Source organism: Agrobacterium sp. MA01 (assembly GCF_009650195.1).
Lineage (GTDB): Bacteria > Pseudomonadota > Alphaproteobacteria > Rhizobiales > Rhizobiaceae > Allorhizobium.
On the sequence record NZ_CP045854.1, the window covers coordinates 3,220,553 to 3,237,160 of the forward strand.

Sequence of the window (16,608 nt, forward strand, 5' to 3'; positions counted from 1 at the left end):
ATTCGACTTGAAGCGACGGGGAGAAGCTGCAAGCGTGAACGACAAGGGGACAACACAGGGCATCCGGAAACATGCAGGACGCTGGCTCGACCTACTCAAGGTTCCGAACGGCAATCCAGCGCTGACCGCTGCTCAGTTCGAAGCCTTTTCGAAGCAGGTCCCGCTTCTGTATTTCATTCTCGCGACCAACATGGTCTCGCTGGCCTGGACACACCAGGGTGCGGCGCCCGACTATCTCGTCGTCTATCTGCCGGTGGTCATGGCGACCCTCTTTGCACTACGCTCGCTCATCTGGCTGCGCGGGCGCACACGTGAGCGCACGCCGGAACAGGCCTATCGGCAGCTGAAGGCCACCAACATTCTGTCCTTTCCGATCGCGGTGTTCTGTACCGCCTGGTCGGTCTCGCTTCTGCCCTATGGCGACCCATACCAGAAGGCCCATGTCGCCTTCTTCATGGCAATCACCGTCATCGGCTGCATCTTCTGCCTGATGCATCTGAGGTCGGCAGCCCTGATAGTCACGGTCACGGTCAACCTGCCCTTTTTCGTGGTCATGCTCCTGTCGGGAGAGCCGACCTTCATTGCGACCGGCGTGAATGTCATTCTGGTGACGATGGCGATGATCATGATCCTCGTCTCGCATTACCGCGACTTTCGCCAACTGCATGAATCCCGCAATGTCCTGATGCTGCAGCAGCACGCCCTCCAGGAGCAGAACAAGGCGATGCAGGCGCTTTCGGACGAGAACCTGCGCCTTGCCAATCTCGACAGCCTGACCCTGCTCGCCAACCGCCGCAGCTTCTTCCATATGCTCGAAACGGCCTTCAGCCGCGCCAGCAGCAGCAATGGCAGGCTGGCTGTGGGTGTTATCGATCTCGACGGTTTCAAGCCCGTCAACGATCTCTACGGTCACTCGGCCGGTGACAAGGTGCTGATCGAGATCAGCAACCGCCTGTCGACGATCACGGACGAGCGGCTATCGGTCTACCGTCTCGGCGGCGACGAATTCGGTCTGCTTCTGCAGGGCGGCGTGGCCGAAAGCGATGCAGTGGCGCTCGGAGAAAAGGTCTGCGAACTGATTGCCGAACGCATCAATATTGGCAGCGGCATGGTGCAGGTGACCGGCTCGGTCGGCTTTGCGCTCTATCCTGACGTCGGCGCAACCGGCCAGGAAATCTACGAACTCGCCGATTACGCCCTCTATACCGCCAAACGGCGTCACCGTGCCGGCACGGTCATCTTCAATGCCATCCAGGCAAATGAACTGAACCGACAGAAGATCGTCGAGGAAGCCCTTGTTTCTGCTGATCTCGACAAGGAACTTTCGCTCGTATACCAGCCGATCACCTGCGTCGATCGGCGCGTCTGCATAGGCTTCGAAGCTCTTGCCCGCTGGGAAAGCCCGCGGATCGGTCAGGTATCACCTGCGGAATTCATTCCCGTTGCGGAGCACAACGGCCGCATCACGCTGATGACACGCATGCTGCTGAAGCGGGCGCTGAAGACCGCCGCGCTCTGGCCCGACAACGTCTATCTCTCCTTCAACCTTTCTCCGCACGATCTGACGTCACCGGAGAACACGTTGAAGATCGTCTCGATTGTCCTGAAGAGCGGCTTCGACCCACGCCGCATCAATTTCGAAATCACTGAAACCGCCGTCATGCATGACTTCGAGCAGGCAAGCGCGTCGATCCAGATGCTGCGTGAGCTCGGCGCCGGCATCTCGCTGGATGACTTCGGCACCGGTTATTCGAGCTTGAACCACGTGCACAAGCTGCCGCTCACCAAGATCAAGATCGACGGCAGCTTCGTGCGCAACATTCACACCCGCCGCACAAGCTTCAACATCGTCAAGTCGGTGCTGGCGCTGTGCTACGAGATGGAGCTGGAAGCGATCGTAGAGGGCGTCGAAACCGAAGAGGAACTGCGCATCCTCGAAAATCTCGGTGTCCGGGCAGTCCAGGGGTATTATTTTGGGAAACCTATGACAGCGGAGGAGACGTTGAAGCGGCTCGCCCTGCAGGACACTCAGGCCCTCGCATCCTGAAGACGTCACTAAGAGCGCATAACCATCGACACCTTGAGCCTCCGAACCGTGTCGGCATCCGTGCGACGGACGGATTGATCCTCAAAACCGAGTTCGACCAGTCGATCCTGCCCCATGTCAGCCTGGCTGCACGAAGCATGCAGTTCGCGGATTTCAGGGACAGCGAGAAAAATGGCGGCATTTTCCGGCCGAACGCCACCACCGGGCATGATCGAGATGCAACCTGCGCCGTGGCGGGCGAGGCGCTTGATCACCGCCAGCCCCTCCTCCGCATGACGCGCGCCGCCTGAGGTGAGAACGCGGGAAAAACCGAGTTCGATGGCAAGATCGAGTGCGGCCTCCATGTCGGCGACCACATCGATCGCCCGATGCAGGGTCAGATCAAGGCCTTCAGCGACCCTGATCAACCGACGGATCGCATCGATATCCAGCGCGGCATCCATCGTGGTCGCCCCGATCACCACACCGGCAAGCCCCGCCTCCCGCGCAGCCAGGATATCCGCCTCCATCACGGCGATCTCATCCTTCGAATAGGTGAAATGCCCGGCACGCGGACGGATCAGCGCATGGACGGGGATCGGTGCATTTGCAGCGATGGCCATGAACCCACGAGACGGTGTCAGGCCGCCCGAGCCGAGCGCAGAGCAAAGCTCAATACGGTCTGCCCCACCGACAATGGCAGCCTCGAGACCCGCAACGTCATCGACGCAGATTTCGAGCAGCGGTCCGGGGGCTTCCTGCCGAGATATCACCATGCTCCTCCCTCAACCTTCCATCTTTACGCGAGGCGTCCTGTCGAGCACCCACAAGAGACCGACGCCGACAAAGCCCGCAATCGACGCGATGATCGCCGTACCCGCATAGTCGCTTATGCTGGTGCCCAGCGCAAACATCAGCGAGGCCATTCCACCGCTGAGGAAAATGTTGACCGCAATCAGCGAGCTGCCGAGACCGGCCCGGTCAGCGATCAGGTTCTGCAGATAGGTGATCGGGATCGCGATGATGCCGGCCGCCCCAAGGCCTGCAACGATCGTGAGCAAATAGACGTCCATGGGACGGTCGGCGAGGCCGAGGAAGACGAGATAGCTGCAATAGATCAGCGCTGCCGTGACCATGGCGAAGAGGATCGAGGTTCTGGCTTCGACCCATCCCCAGAAGAGGATGAAGATGATCTCGAGAAAGGCGACGATGCCGACGATCACGCCGACATCCGCCGGTGTTCCGCCGGCCTTGCCGGTGACGATCAAGGGGAGGACTGTGCCATTGGCATGCAGCATCGCCGAGATCAGCGAAATCGCCAGAAGCCGTGGCAACACGCTTGCCGAACCGATCTGCCGGATGGAGCGGAAGAAGGAGTAGTGCTGCCGCTCCCCCTCCTGCACCGGCGGCAGTTGCTCAAGCCCGAAGACGAAGAGCAGGAGGCAGACGACACAGGCGAGGCTCGCCAGAAGAAAGGCCGGCAGCATGCTCGGCTGCCCGATCAAAAGAGCACCGACGATCCCGGGCACCAGCACCCAGGAGGCGGATAGGATGGCACGAACAGCAGAGTTCACCGCCATCAACTCGCGCACCGCCATGCCGGAGGAAACCGCGCGGATATTGGCGAAGATCAGCGAATTGATCGTGCCGAAGACCGGGATCAACACCAGCGTCGCAATCGCAAACATCACTGGCGTCGGCACCACATAGACCAGCCCGAAGCCGATAATGCCGAAGATGGCGGCCAGGATCATCGGCGAGCGAAAATGGCCTAGCCTGTCCGCAATGATCCCGGCGGTCACGCTGGCGCTGACATTCACCACAGCAGCCAGGAAGATCAGCACCGAATAGACGGCGTCCGACAGTCCGAGTTCGCGGATGCCGATCAGCGACATGTAGGGGGACGTCGCGGCGCCAGAAAAGCCGAAGAAGAAGATCGCGGCCGCACTGACCCGGATCGGCTTGTGGCGATAGACCACCGAAAAGGAGGACAACATCAAGGGTACAATCGAGTTGGGGATCGTGCCGCCGGAAGGGCGGCACCGACATCAATGTCTCAAGGGAATCGCGTCGAGAAGAACACCTTTGCCGTATAGCTGAAATCCTTGACAAAGGGATAGCTTGGCTGGTGGCGACGATGGCTCCGCAGGTTCTCGATGTCCTGGTTGATCACACCATCCGTCAGCGCCATCAGGTTGGGATTGGCGATCGGCGCAAGCTCGGGCGAGAGATAGCCGGACTTGACGACAAGCAGCCGCACTGTGGTCGGATCGAGCCCAAGCCGGGTAAAATCCGCGATGTTGTGATAGGGCCGACGCCGCGCTGCGAGCACCAGCGTGATAGCGCCGATCTTGACGACGGCCTGCCTCTCGCCCGCCGAGCCGGGATCGTCGAGAAAGACGACATCCGCCTCCACCTCGACGGAAGGGCTTGCAGGATCGAGAGAGCCGCCAACCTTCAACGAAACCCGTGCACCGGCGCCGGCTGCAAAGCAGCGTTCGACGGCGGGACGGTCGGTAATTCCGGCGATCAGCACGTGATCGATCGACCGCGCCAGAAGCGCCTTGAGCACATCCGCCCGGTCGCCGACACCACCCCCGGTCGGGTTATCACCGGAATCGGCGAGGATGATCGGCCGTGTCTCGGTGCGTTCGGCAATGTCGAGCATGTCCTCAAGCGGTCCCGTGACCGGGCCGAAGCGGAAGTCTTCGCGTGCATCCCAGTAGGATTGGGCAATGGCAGCCGTAACCTTTTCCGCCGCAGCCTTGTCGACGGCCGTGACGACGGCGCAGGCCGTGCCGCGCGGCTCGTCAGCCCAGACATAGCCCACCATCAGGTTGGCATCCCAGACACCGGGAACGGCGTCGTGTTCCGGAAGCTTCAGATAAAGGCTCTTTGCCGGCTCGTCTTCGGTTGACGTCCGTTCACCGGGCAGAAGAACCGGCACCGGCGCCCAGGCAACGCCCGGCTTCTCGCCGGTCTTCAGCGCCCGAACCAGCATCGACCAGGCACGAACCATGGTCTCCCGCACATCGATATGCGGCGCCGTCCGATAACCGGCAAAGATATCGAGCTGATCGACGATCTTCTGAGTGACATTGCCATGCAGGTCGTAGCTCGCCGCCACCGGCACATCCGATCCGACAACAGCACGGGCTGCCGAAATCCAGTCACCCTCGGCATCATCAATGCCTTCGACATTCATCGCGCCATGCATGGCGAGATAGAGCCCGTCGATGGGCAGTGCAGCCTTCAGCCGCTCAAGGAACTCCGCCTTGAACCCCTCATAGGTGCCATGCGCCAGGGGCCCACCGGGAACGGCACGCGCATGCAGCAGCGGGAGGTGTTCAACGCCCTCGGCATCGAGGAAGTCGAAATACTCATGCGCCAGCAGCTCCGCCCCGCGCAGCGCGCGAAAATCCTCGGGCTGCATCAGAACGGGAGATGAGGTCGAGCACTCGGTGTGGATACCGCCAACGGCGATGCGGAAGGTCATAGGGCTCAAATCCTCAGTAGCGGGGGCTCAGACGGACGATGGCCGCAAAGCGCAGCCAGTCCTTGCTGTCCTTCGGCGTCCAGGCGGCCTCGGCGATGGCCGGAAGGCGCGGGAAGACGAGGTGGTTGAAGTAGTCACGGGTCAGGAAGTGTTCGCACCAGATGCAGGCCTGCACGCCGCGCATACGGGCCGCAAGTTCGGCTGGAAACTCGGCGACCGCCTCATAGGTATAAGTGTGGTGCGGCGGCACGGTGCCGGCCCAGCTTGCACCCGGCTCCTGAAAGGCCTCGTCCTGCACCATATCAAGGTAATAGGCCTGGCCCGGCGTCATGACGACATCGTAGCCTGCCTTGGCGAGTTCCAGCCCGACCTCCGGCTTCTGCCAGGCCATCAGCAGCGTTCCCTCCGGATCGACGCCGCCGCCATGGCTGACCTCGTCCCAGCCAGCGAGCTTGCGGCCGCGCTCGGCCAGCATCTTCTGGATCCGCTTCATGAAATAGCTCTGAAGCCCAAAGGTGCCTTCGATGCCTTCCTGCTGCATCAGCTTGCGGGCAAGTGGCGAAGCCATCCAGGTATTGGCCGCCACTTCATCACCACCGATATGGATAAGCTTCGACGGGAAGAGCTCGACCATTTCGTCGAAGACCTTGCCCAGCACCTCGTAGGTGTATTCGATCGCCGGGTTCAGCGCATTGTTCGGATAGCCCTGGACCGAGCGATAGCTGTCAGGCGCTTCCTGGCCGTCGACGAGTTCAGGCAGGGCCACCAGCATCGCGGTGCTGTGGCCGGGGACATCGATCTCCGGCACCACCTCGACCTGAAGGGCGGCGGCATGGGCAACGATGTCGCGCACCTCGTCCTGAGCGTAGAAACCACCGACAGGCTCGGCGCCATTGCCGAGCTGCGGCAGGAGCGGTTCGTCCGGGCCGCGCAACACGCCAAGGGTCGTGAGCTGCGGGAAGGCCTTGATTTCAAGGCGCCAGGCTTCGTCGTCGGACAGATGCCAGTGGAAGGTATTCATCCGGAACCAGGCGAGGATGTCGATCAAACGTTTGACGTCGGCAACGGGGAAGAACTGGCGGGAGACATCGAGATGGCAACCACGCCAGTCGTAGCGCGGCTTGTCCGTGATGGTGCCGGAAATCGGGAAACGGAACGTCTCCGGCTGCGTGCGCGCACCGTGCAGCGTCTGCGAGAGCAGGGTCAGCGCATATTGCAGGCCCGCGACATCGCCATAGGCGAGCGTGATACCATCAGCGGCAAAGTCCAGCCGATAGGCGGAGGCGCCAAGCGCTTCGTCGGACTTGAGGACGATCGCCCGCCCCTGATGCACAGGTGCCAGCGACAGCGGCGCATGGCCGACCGCGAAGAGGCGGCAGAAGAGACGCAGGACGTTTTCGACGGCGCGTAGTTCAACCAGCGAGGCGCCTTCCGCCGGATAAAGCGCGACGGGGAAGCCTTCGCCGGCCACCAGCTCGGCCGATGCCGGCCAGGGCAGCATGGCAAAGGGCTGGGACACCTTGCCCTCGGGCAACAAGGCCGGCGGCGGGGCGCTGTTGCCTCCGCCGAGCATCAAATCCGCGACCGCAACGGCCGCATGCTGGCCGGTCGAGAGCGTGATGTAGGCGGACTTCGCCCCATCCGTCCGATGCTTGGCTGGGCGCCAGAGGCCACCGACCCGGAATGTCCAGGAGGCACCCGGCTGCAGTACGAAGCCGGCCGGCGGCGCGAACTGGTGGAAATTGGCATTGCGCTTCAGGAACACGGCATTCTCGAGGATCGGCTCTTCGGTGTCCTTGACGCGGGTCAGCGACGTATAGGCGAGCTTGAAATCGGCAAGCGCGACATCGGAGAGATTGACCAGCGTGAAGACGAAGGCGCCGCAAGCGTCGCCCTCCACCGGATGCCACGCGTTTTCGAGGCGGAACTGGACTTCTGTTGCCATGGGGAATGCTCCGGGCTTTACGATATCAATAATTGTCGGATTGCGAGAAGGTTCGCGCGAGCTCGGCCTGACCGGCCGTCAGCCCGCAATCGACGGGCAGGCACACGCCCGTGATGGCCGCCGCCTGATCGCTCGAGAGGAAGAACACCGCATTGGCAATGTCTTCCGCAGTCGCGATCCGGCGCAGCGCATACCAGCGCTTGGCCTCTTCGAAGACTTGAGGATTGGCCGCAGCGCGCGCCTCCCAGGCCTGGGTGCGCACAGTGCCGGGCGCGACGGCATTCGCGCGGATGCCGTATTTGCCGTATTCGACGGCAATCAGCTTGGTGAGGTGGATGAGTCCGGCCTTGGCGGCGCTATAGGCCGGATGACCGAAGACAGCCATCCCATTGACCGAGGAAATGTTGACGAGAGCGCCTTTGGACACCTTCAGCGCCTCCTCAAAAGCGCGGAAGCACAAGAAGGGCGCTTCGAGATTAAGCGCATTGTCCTTGCGCCAGATCTCGCCATCGGTATCGCCGAGGCTGACGGCCCGCGCCGCACCGGCATTGTTGACCAGCGTATGGACGAGCCCATGGCCGGCCACGCGAGCAGCGGTCTCGGCGAGATCCGTCTCGTCCGTCACATCGCAGGTGAGCGGCACGAAACGCGGATCGCTTCCGAGCTCAACGATTGCCTTGTCCAATGCAGCAGAATCCAGATCGAGCAGCACGACGACGTCATGGCTGTCGGCCAGACGCTTGGCGATCGCCCGACCAATATCTCCGGCAGCACCCGTTACGACGGCAACCTTATGCGTCACGGCGGATCTCCGACATCGATGCGGACATGGCTCAGTCTCCGAGAAGTTGCCGGTCGTCCCCGCCATCGCGGTGTTCGACCAGCTGTTGCTTGATATGGCGCAGCGTCACTTGCGACTGCTTGCGATTGCGATAGGCAACCAGGCTCGCGATCACGTCGACGACCGCGAGATAGGCAAAGCGCGTCGAGGTCGGCCGGAAGATGTTTTCACCCTCCGGCAGGTCGATACCGATGACGAGTTCGGACGCTTCGGCCACCAGGCTGTTGCTCTGGGTGAGCGCGATCGTGGTGATGCCGTTCTCGCGCGCAAGCTTGAAGCACTTCACCAGTTCGGAGTTGCGCCCCGAAAACGAGGAGCCGATCAAAACGTCGTTGGAGCGCGCAGCCGCCGTCAGCATGAGCTGCATGTTGTGATCGGCCGAGGCCGTGACCCGCGACCCCAGACGAAACAGGCGGTTCTGGATCTCGCCCGAGATCATAGAGGAATTGCCCCCGGAGCCGAAGGCATAGACCATCTCTGCCCGCGCCAGCCGGTCCGCCACCTTGTCGAGGATGACAGGATCGAGCGCCCGATGCACCATGAACATGGCGTTCTGCGCCTTGGTGATCACATCACTCGCGACGTCGGCAGGCTCGGTGCTCTGGGCCTCCGGGTTGAGATAGCGCACCCCGACATAGGCCGTGCGCGCCAGGCTCACCTTGAAATCGGCGAAGTTCTGGCAGCCGAGACGGCGGCAGAAGCGCGTCACCGTGGGCGGTGAGACCTCTGCCTTCTCGGCAAGTTCGATGATCGAGGCATTGACCGCAAAGTCGAAGGAATTGAGCAGGATATCCGCTATGCGTTGCTCGGAGGCCGAAAACTGCCCTGCCTCTTCCTGAATGCGCGCGAAGATATCCAATGCCCTGCCCTCTCTCTTATTTCGAAGGCTTGAAGGCTACGCAGTCGATCTCAACCTTGCAATCAACCATCATCGAGGCCTGAACACAGGCCCGCGCCGGCGGGTGCTCGCCGAAATACTGCTGGTAGATCTTGTTGAAGGTCCAGAAGTCGCGGGGGTCATCGAGCCACACACCACAGCGCACGACATGCTCGAGGCCGTAACCTGCCTCTTCAAGAATGGCGATGACATTGGCGATCGTCTTGTGGGTCTGCTCGATGATGCCGCCCGGGATGATCTCCCCGTCTTCCATGGCCACCTGGCCGGAGACATAGAGCCAGCCATCGGCCTCGACGGCGCGGGCGAACGGCAGCCGCTGGCCACCCGCACCCGCCTTCTCGGCCCCGTAACGCTTGATCGTCATGGACACCCCTCGTGCAAATTATTTTCTTCGATCGTTGACAAGCGACCACAAAAAACGGATTTTGACCAGACAAAATCGACATTCATGAAAAGAATTTAAAAACGGGGAAGAAATGCGCGACCCATTCCACAATCCGTTTCCGGCAACGGACGAAGCCCGCCACTCGATCTGGGAGATGCTTGTCCCCCGCGATATCGATGCCTTTCTCGCCGCTGACTGGAGCATGGTTGCCCAGGACTTTGTCGAAGACGGCTTCATCGGCATCAGCGGCAATCGCGAAGAAGATCCGGACAAGTGGACGCTGGCCTTCCCCAATCTTCCCGCCTATCGCGACGAGTGGCTGAAGCAGGCCAAGGACTTCGCTGCCCAGACCTATGGCGAGGACCCGCGCACCGCGATCTTCACCACGACGACGCTGGAAGAGATCGAGATTTCAGGCGAGACGGCGCTCGTACGCAAGAAGTTCGACGGCGGCATCAAGAAGACGGATGGCACACTCGACGTCATGCGCTGGCAGACGCTCTATTATTGCCGCCTGCATGAAGGCCGCTGGAAAATCTCCGGCTTTACCGGTTATCTGCCCAATCCGATGGGCAAGCGCTGAACCGCCCTCAAACCCTCAAGACCCCGGAGGTCAGCCTTTGCGCATATTCACCGCCGCGCTTGCAACGGAAACGAACACCTTCTCCCCGATCTGCATCGACCGGCGCGCCTTCGAGGATTCGCTCTATGCACCTCCGGGACAACATCCCGCGACCCCCACGCTCTGCACCGCGCCGATCACAGTCGGCCGCAAGGTCTGCACTGACAGGGGCTGGACACTGATAGAGGGCACCGCGACCTGGGCGGACCCGGCGGGTCTCGTCAACCGACAGACCTTTGAGAGCCTGCGCGACGAGATCCTGGATCAATTGCGCGCAGCCATGCCCGTCGATGCTGTCGTTCTCGGCCTGCATGGCGCCATGGTCGCTGACGGCTATCTCGACCCGGAAGGTGATCTGCTGGCCCGCATCCGCGAGATCATCGGCCCGGACATCCTTCTTTGCGCAGAACTCGATCCACACAGCCACCTGACGGCAAAACGTGTCGCTGCCGCCGATTTCTTCGTCGTCTTCAAGGAATTCCCGCATACGGATTTCGTCGACCGCGCCGAAGATCTCTGGCGGATCGCAGTCGACACGCTGGAAGGCCGCGTCAAGCCGGTCATGTCGGTCTTCGACTGCCGGATGATCGATATCTTCCCGACCTCGCGCGAGCCTATGCGCAGCTTTGTTGACAGACTTATGGCCATCGAAAAGGTGGATGTAGATGTTTTGTCGCTCTCTGTCATTCATGGCTTCATGGCCGGCGACGTGCCCGAGATGGGCACCAAGACGATCGCGGTGACCAACGGCAATGCCGATAAAGGCGCGATGCTCGCCCGCGATCTCGGCCTTGAGCTCTTTGCCAAGCGCGGCACCTTCATGATGCCGCAGATCGACGAAAAGACAGCGCTCGACCAGGCGCTCGCCTACCCTGAAGGCCCCGTCGTCATCGCCGACATGTGGGACAATCCGGGTGGCGGAACGGCGGGAGACGCGACCGTAATCCTGGAGGAGATGCTGGCGCGTGGCGTTACCAACGCCGCGATCGGCATGATCTGGGATCCGATCGCCGTACAGATCTGCATGGCGGCAGGCGAAGGCGCCGAGATCCCGCTTCGTTTCGGCGCGAAATCCGCCCCCGGCACCGGTCACCCGATCGACGGGCTGGTGAAGGTGGTCAAGGTGGTGCCAAATGCCGAAATGCGCTTCGGCGACAGCATCGCCCCCTTTGGCGATGCCGCCCATATCCGGCTTGAGGGCATCGACATCATCCTGAGCTCGGTCCGCGTCCAGAGCTACGACCCCTCGCTTTTCAAGGCACTCGGCATCGACCCGACGAGCAAACATCTCCTGGTCATCAAGTCGACCAACCACTTCTATGCGGCCTTCTCGCAGATCGCCGCGGAAATTCTCTACTGCGCCGCAGGTACGCCCTATCCGAATGATCCGGCCAAGACCGCCTATCGCCATGTGCGCCGCGATATCTGGCCGATCATGGCCAATCCGCACGAGACGCCCGAAGGCAGCGAGGCCGCCTGATGGAACTCCCGCGCCCAAAGCCCGGCCAGTCGATATCAGAACTCTCGACCCCGCTTCCACTGATCGACGAACAGAAGCTCGCCGCCAACATCGCCCGCGTCCAGACCTACATGGACAGCCATGGCCTCGCCTTCCGTCCGCACATCAAGACCCACAAGATCCCTGAGATCGCTGCAGAACAGGTGAAGGCGGGGGCGAAGGGCATCAACTGCCAGAAGATCACCGAAGCCGAGATCTTCGCCGATCACGGATTTGAAGACCTGCTGATCACCTTCAACATTCTCGGCAGCGAGAAGCACAAGCGTCTCGTCGATCTGAACGCCCGCATTTCGGGCCTGAAGGTCGTCGCGGACAGCGAGACCACCGTGCGCGGTCTATCCTGCGCTTTCTCACAGACGCACCCGCTCACGGTTCTCGTTGAATGCGACACGGGCGGCGGACGCTGTGGCGTCCAGAGTCCTGAAGCGGCCGTAGCACTTGCCGAGACAATCGTCGCCGCCCCCGGCCTCACCTTTGGCGGTATCCTGACTTACCCCAAGGCCGACACCGAGGAAGCCGTCGAGGCATTCTTCGCGACCACGATCGCCGGCCTCGCGGCCCGTGGCATTGCCTGCCCCATCGTCTCCAATGGCGGCACGCCCAGCCTCTTCTCCGCCCACAAGGTGACATCGGCGACCGAGCACCGCGCCGGCACCTATGTCTACAACGATCGTGCCATGGCCCGCTCGGGTCACTGCAGCCTCGACGACTGTGCCATGCACATCCTGGCCACCGTTGTCTCACGCCCGACCAAGGATCGCGCCATCCTTGATTCAGGCTCCAAGGCGCTCACCTCGGACCTCCTCGGCTTGTCCAACTACGGCATGATCGTCGAGTATCCGGACGCCATGATCTGCGGCCTCTCCGAGGAGCACGGCACGGTCGATCTGTCGAAGGTTGAGGGGCGACGCCCCGAGATCGGCGAGAAGGTCAGGATCATCCCGAACCACACCTGCGTCGTCTCAAACCTCTTCGATGTCATGACCTTCCACCGCGACGGCATCGTCACCCGCGTGGAGGACGTCGCGGCGCGTGGGCTTGTCTGGTAGCGTCTCGCCCAATTCCGAACCGGCACATTCTATTGCTACTTGGCCGAAGGCTCCGGAATTTGGCTGAGTGCCATTGAGAGTTCTTGCCTGACGCACCCAATCGACGGCAGAGAACTGATGCCGTGCCTCGAACGCAGACCGTCTTGCGCATCCGACACGCCCTTATGGGCGCAGAGGCGTACGTAATCCTCGATGACGAGCCGGACATCGGCACCGGGCAGAAGCGCCTGATCAAATGAATTGCCCTTGAGCGGCATTCCATCGACAGCATCGAACCCAGCCAAGACACAGTCAATTGCGGGTTTGGAATCCTCACGGTAATAACCGAGATCAACAAGGACGTAGCCGCCAACAGCCCAACCGAACTGTTGGAAACTTGCGGCATGACAGCCAAGGTCTGACTCGGGCAATACAAGCATGCCCTCCTTGAGGAAATCAGGCAGAGGAAGGTCCCGAAGCTGCCTTAGTCGTGCTTCCCGATCGGCCGTGAAGAAGTTCTCGACAGCGACGATCGCGATATCCTCCGTTCCCCATGCCCGCCGATAACGACCGGGTCTTCCACGCATAAGGCTCTCGGAGACAGCGCGTGCAAAGATCGCATCAGCATGAATTTTGGTGGTTGGCTGCCCGTTTGGATAGAGGAAAATCTGAGTATCCGGCACGAGCGCCTGCACATAGTCGGAGGCTTGTCGCAGCTGCGCTGCGGAATAGTCCGTACCCGCCTTATACGGGCCACTCACGAGAAAGATCGCGAGGAGAAACAGGCAAATGATCAGGAAGCTATAGCCTTGCCGAGCGAATTTATCCCTCGTGGGCGTTTTCAATCCTGGCCCCAATCCATCTCACTATACGGATCTACATATCCCTTTGAACAGCAGAGGAGGCCCGTAATTTTAGTTGCACTAAAGGTGCATTTATACACTCATGTCGCGAAGATTGCCAGTGTTGGACCCGGTCGCAATCTGCTGAATGCGATAGAGCCCCAAACGAAAAAAGGTCCGCCCGAAGGCGGACCAGGGGATTGGCCTTTGGCATGGCCGGGAGGAACGAATACCAAGTCTCGACGATAGGAGCCTATAGGATCGGCTCGAGCGGTCCTTCTGGCTAGGAGAGGTCCGACGAGCGATGCTTTCGCATCGGTCAAGGAACTCGACGACGCCAAAAGCTCCGGGAAGCCGACCGAAGGTGGCCTATTGCCGGTCTCAGGCGTTGTTGCGCCGCTTGGCCGATGCACAAGCGTCGCCCGGCACGCCGCGCCTAGCCAGAGACCGGCAGTAAGCCATCCTATAGGTTCCTATCGTCGAGATTTGGTATCATTCGGCCGCCGTGACGGAGGCCGGAAGGTCAAGGGTGCGCCAGTCGATGCGGCGTTCGAGCGCCTGGCCATTGGCATCGAAAAGGTGGCAATCGGCCGCCATGATGCCTGTCACCATCAGCTGCTCGACGCGGATCGGCGCCGAGCCCGGCAAGAGCGCACAATAGGGTTCGCCGTTCTGCAACGCAGCATAGGCGATCGTGTTGATCCCGAGCCGCTCGACGACGCTGGGCGTCACCATGATGTTGATATCGCCTTCGCTGAGACGCGTGTGTTCAGGCCGGATGCCAAGCGTCAGCTTTTGGCCGACGAGGTCCGAACGCGCCTCGACAGGGATCAGCGCCGTCTGGCCTTCATAGGAAATCGTCACCCCGATCGCGTCGACACCGACGCAGGTGACCGGCACGAAGTTCATCTTGGGATTGCCGATAAAGCCGGCGACGAAGGTATTCTCTGGCTTGTGGTAAAGTTCGAGCGGCGCACCCACCTGGGCGATGATACCGGCATTCAGCACCACGATCCGGTCGGCCATGGTCATGGCCTCGATCTGGTCGTGGGTGACGTAGATCATCGTCGCTTCGAGGTCGCGATGCAGCTTTGTGAGTTCGATGCGCATGTCGGCGCGAAGGGCTGCATCAAGGTTCGACAGCGGCTCGTCAAAAAGGAAGATCTTCGGTTCGCGCACGATGGCGCGGCCGATGGCAACACGCTGGCGCTGGCCGCCGGAAAGCTGGCCGGGACGCTGCTGCAGGCGTTGATCAAGCTGCAGGATCTTGGCGACCGCACCCACCTTCTCGCGGATCTGCTCTTCGGAGAGCTTCTCGACGCGCAGCGGAAAAGCGATGTTCTCGAAGACCGACATATGCGGGTAGAGTGCATAGGACTGGAAGACCATCGCGATGCCGCGCTCGACGGGCGGCTTGTCATTGACGCGCTCGCCATCGATGACGATGTCACCATCGGTCGTATCGTCGAGGCCCGCGATCATGCGGAGCAGCGTGGACTTGCCGCAGCCCGAGGGACCGACGAAAACGACGAACTCGCCGTCCTTCACCTCGAGATCCACACCCTTGATGACCTCGAAATGCCCGTACGACTTGCGCACCTTTTTCAGAAATAGCTGACCCACGACCCTCAGTCTCCATTGCCGTTCCTCAAAGGACCGGCCAAATCCGCTTGATGAAATCCGCGGGCCGATCCCGGCCCGCGGAGCCTCGGTCACCCGAGATTACTTGTACTGCTCGAGATCGGCTGCAGCCTTCTTCAGCGCTTCGGCCGGCTCGGTCTTGCCGGTGACAACCGACTGGACCATTTCGATCATGACGTTCTGGAAGCCCTTGTAGTCGGTGAAGAGGGGCTCCGGACCACCATAGGCGATGCCGTCGATGAACGGCTTCCAGAAGGGTTCGTTGGCGACGAACTGGTCGACAACCGCACCTGGACGCAGCGGGGTCAGGCCAGCGCCTCCCTGCAGCTCGTATTCGTGCTGGATATCAGTCGAGGTGATGTACTTGGCAAACTCGATCGCCTTTTCTTCGACGCCCGAACCGGAGAAGATCGCAAGGCTGTCGGTGATCAGCAGCGTACCTTCACCCTTGGCAGCCGGACCGACCGGCAGCGGGGCAACACCCCAGTTGATCGAAGTGTCCTTCAGGCGATAGGCAGCGCCCGAACCCGCCTGGATCATACCGACCTTGCCGTCGAGGAAGATCGCGCGGATTTCGTTCTGCTCGTAAGCAGTCGCACCTTCAACGGAGTAAGGCGTGATGTCCTTATAGGCCTGAAGCGCGGCGAGGACTTCGGGGCTGTCCATGACGATCTTGTCGCCGTCGATGACCTTGCCGTTATTGGTGTAAACCCAATGCATGAACTGGTGCATGGTGTTGTCGAAGGTCTTCGCCGGCAGACCATAGCCGGCAGTGCCGGTCTTTTCCTTGATCTGCTTGGCGGCAGCGATGGTGTCAGCCCAGGTCTTCGGCGGGTTTTCCGGGTCGAGGCCGGCAGCCTTGAACAGATCCTTGTTCCAGTAGAGGGCCTTGGTCGAGAAAGCGACAGGAACACCCCACTGCGTGTCCTCGAAGGTCACGGTGTCAACGATGTTCGGATAGTAGGAGGCCTTTTCCTCATCCGTCATCGGAACCGGGACGATCAGTTCGTTCTGGGCGAATTCCTTCAGCGTGCGCGAGCCGACATAGGCCATGGCAACGGGCGTGCCTGCGACGGCGAGTGTGGTGGCCTTATCCTGGCACTGCTCCCAGCCGACGACTTCGGGCTTTACCTTCCAGCCGGCATTCTTGCCTTCCCATTCGGCGATGTACTTCTCGTGGATCGGGTCGATCTTGTCGCCGCAATAGATCCAGCTGATTTCCTGGTCCGCGGCCAGCGTGGTGAGCGCCGAGCTTGCGAGCAAGGCGAATGAGCCTGCGAGCATGGTCAATTTTCTTGTCATCGATAGTTCCCCTTTGTTGACAGGTTGAAAGCGTCCGGTTGGCCCGAATTTTGGTTGGCAGCC

At 61.2% G+C, this 16,608-nt stretch carries 14 protein-coding genes; 4 read left to right on the forward strand and 10 right to left on the reverse strand.

Annotated elements, in window-relative coordinates; genetic code table 11:
• The first annotated feature begins 34 nt into the window (after window positions 1–34).
• Window positions 35–2,047, forward strand: coding sequence for a bifunctional diguanylate cyclase/phosphodiesterase (locus tag GH983_RS15575; protein WP_153762868.1), 2,013 nt, complete (start codon window positions 35–37; stop codon window positions 2,045–2,047).
• A gap of 8 nt (window positions 2,048–2,055) precedes the next feature.
• Here the strand turns inward: GH983_RS15575 and GH983_RS15580 are convergent, their stop codons facing one another.
• From GH983_RS15580 to GH983_RS15610, 7 genes are read right to left on the reverse strand one after another with little or no spacing between them, the layout of a single operon-like run.
• Entirely contained in the window at window positions 2,056–2,802 is a 747-nt protein-coding gene (locus tag GH983_RS15580) for a copper homeostasis protein CutC (RefSeq protein WP_069043273.1), read from the reverse strand.
• A gap of 9 nt (window positions 2,803–2,811) precedes the next feature.
• Window positions 2,812–4,023, reverse strand: a complete 1,212-nt coding sequence (locus GH983_RS15585) for an MFS transporter (RefSeq protein WP_069043272.1) — start codon at window positions 4,021–4,023, stop codon at window positions 2,812–2,814.
• A 59-nt stretch (window positions 4,024–4,082) separates the two neighbouring features.
• Window positions 4,083–5,522 carry a M81 family metallopeptidase gene (locus GH983_RS15590; protein ID WP_153762869.1) on the reverse strand — a complete coding sequence of 480 codons (1,440 nt, stop codon included), beginning with the start codon at window positions 5,520–5,522 and terminating at the stop codon, window positions 4,083–4,085.
• Between the two features lie 13 nt (window positions 5,523–5,535).
• Entirely contained in the window at window positions 5,536–7,467 is a 1,932-nt protein-coding gene (locus GH983_RS15595) for a beta-N-acetylhexosaminidase (RefSeq protein ID WP_153762870.1), read from the reverse strand.
• 25 nt (window positions 7,468–7,492) lie between these two features.
• Window positions 7,493–8,269 carry an SDR family oxidoreductase gene (locus GH983_RS15600; protein WP_153762871.1) on the reverse strand — a complete coding sequence of 259 codons (777 nt, stop codon included), beginning with the start codon at window positions 8,267–8,269 and terminating at the stop codon, window positions 7,493–7,495.
• A gap of 31 nt (window positions 8,270–8,300) precedes the next feature.
• A complete protein-coding gene (locus tag GH983_RS15605; RefSeq protein ID WP_153762872.1) occupies window positions 8,301–9,167 on the reverse strand; it encodes a MurR/RpiR family transcriptional regulator in 867 nt (288 codons plus the stop codon).
• A 16-nt stretch (window positions 9,168–9,183) separates the two neighbouring features.
• On the reverse strand, window positions 9,184–9,570 hold the full coding sequence (locus tag GH983_RS15610; protein ID WP_054147861.1) for a RidA family protein: 387 nt from the start codon (window positions 9,568–9,570) through the stop codon (window positions 9,184–9,186).
• A 112-nt stretch (window positions 9,571–9,682) separates the two neighbouring features.
• Between GH983_RS15610 and GH983_RS15615 the strand changes: the two genes are divergently transcribed.
• Genes GH983_RS15615 through GH983_RS15625 form a run of 3 tightly spaced genes read left to right on the forward strand, consistent with a single transcriptional unit; the run spans window position 9,683 to window position 12,781 of the window.
• Window positions 9,683–10,174, forward strand: coding sequence for a hypothetical protein (locus tag GH983_RS15615; RefSeq protein WP_069043269.1), 492 nt, complete (start codon window positions 9,683–9,685; stop codon window positions 10,172–10,174).
• A 37-nt stretch (window positions 10,175–10,211) separates the two neighbouring features.
• Complete coding sequence (locus GH983_RS15620) at window positions 10,212–11,693, forward strand: M81 family metallopeptidase (RefSeq protein ID WP_153762873.1); 1,482 nt, start codon at window positions 10,212–10,214, stop codon at window positions 11,691–11,693.
• Window positions 11,693–12,781, forward strand: coding sequence for a D-TA family PLP-dependent enzyme (locus tag GH983_RS15625; protein WP_153762874.1), 1,089 nt, complete (start codon window positions 11,693–11,695; stop codon window positions 12,779–12,781). Before GH983_RS15620 ends, GH983_RS15625 begins: the two co-directional genes overlap by 1 nt.
• A 35-nt stretch (window positions 12,782–12,816) precedes the next feature.
• Here GH983_RS15625 and GH983_RS15630 read toward each other — a convergent pair whose 3' ends face one another.
• From GH983_RS15630 to GH983_RS15640, 3 genes are all read right to left on the reverse strand, one after another.
• Window positions 12,817–13,605: a hypothetical protein gene (locus GH983_RS15630; RefSeq protein ID WP_153762875.1), complete on the reverse strand. Its 789-nt coding sequence runs from the start codon at window positions 13,603–13,605 to the stop codon at window positions 12,817–12,819.
• Between the two features lie 489 nt (window positions 13,606–14,094).
• A complete protein-coding gene (locus tag GH983_RS15635; RefSeq protein WP_153762876.1) occupies window positions 14,095–15,225 on the reverse strand; it encodes an ABC transporter ATP-binding protein in 1,131 nt (376 codons plus the stop codon).
• 99 nt (window positions 15,226–15,324) lie between these two features.
• A complete protein-coding gene (locus GH983_RS15640) occupies window positions 15,325–16,545 on the reverse strand; it encodes an extracellular solute-binding protein (RefSeq protein ID WP_054147855.1) in 1,221 nt (406 codons plus the stop codon).
• Between the last annotated feature and the right edge of the window lie 63 nt (window positions 16,546–16,608).

Coding starts and splice junctions, on each gene's coding strand:
- GH983_RS15585 (WP_069043272.1), bottom strand. CDS start 4,023: ATGTTGTCCTCCTTTTCGGTGGTCTATCGCCACAAGCCGATCCGGGTC.
- GH983_RS15580 (WP_069043273.1), bottom strand. CDS start 2,802: ATGGTGATATCTCGGCAGGAAGCCCCCGGACCGCTGCTCGAAATCTGC.
- GH983_RS15610 (WP_054147861.1), bottom strand. CDS start 9,570: ATGACGATCAAGCGTTACGGGGCCGAGAAGGCGGGTGCGGGTGGCCAG.
- GH983_RS15590 (WP_153762869.1), bottom strand. CDS start 5,522: ATGACCTTCCGCATCGCCGTTGGCGGTATCCACACCGAGTGCTCGACC.
- GH983_RS15640 (WP_054147855.1), bottom strand. CDS start 16,545: ATGACAAGAAAATTGACCATGCTCGCAGGCTCATTCGCCTTGCTCGCA.
- GH983_RS15625 (WP_153762874.1), top strand. CDS start 11,693: ATGGAACTCCCGCGCCCAAAGCCCGGCCAGTCGATATCAGAACTCTCG.
- GH983_RS15595 (WP_153762870.1), bottom strand. CDS start 7,467: ATGGCAACAGAAGTCCAGTTCCGCCTCGAAAACGCGTGGCATCCGGTG.
- GH983_RS15615 (WP_069043269.1), top strand. CDS start 9,683: ATGCGCGACCCATTCCACAATCCGTTTCCGGCAACGGACGAAGCCCGC.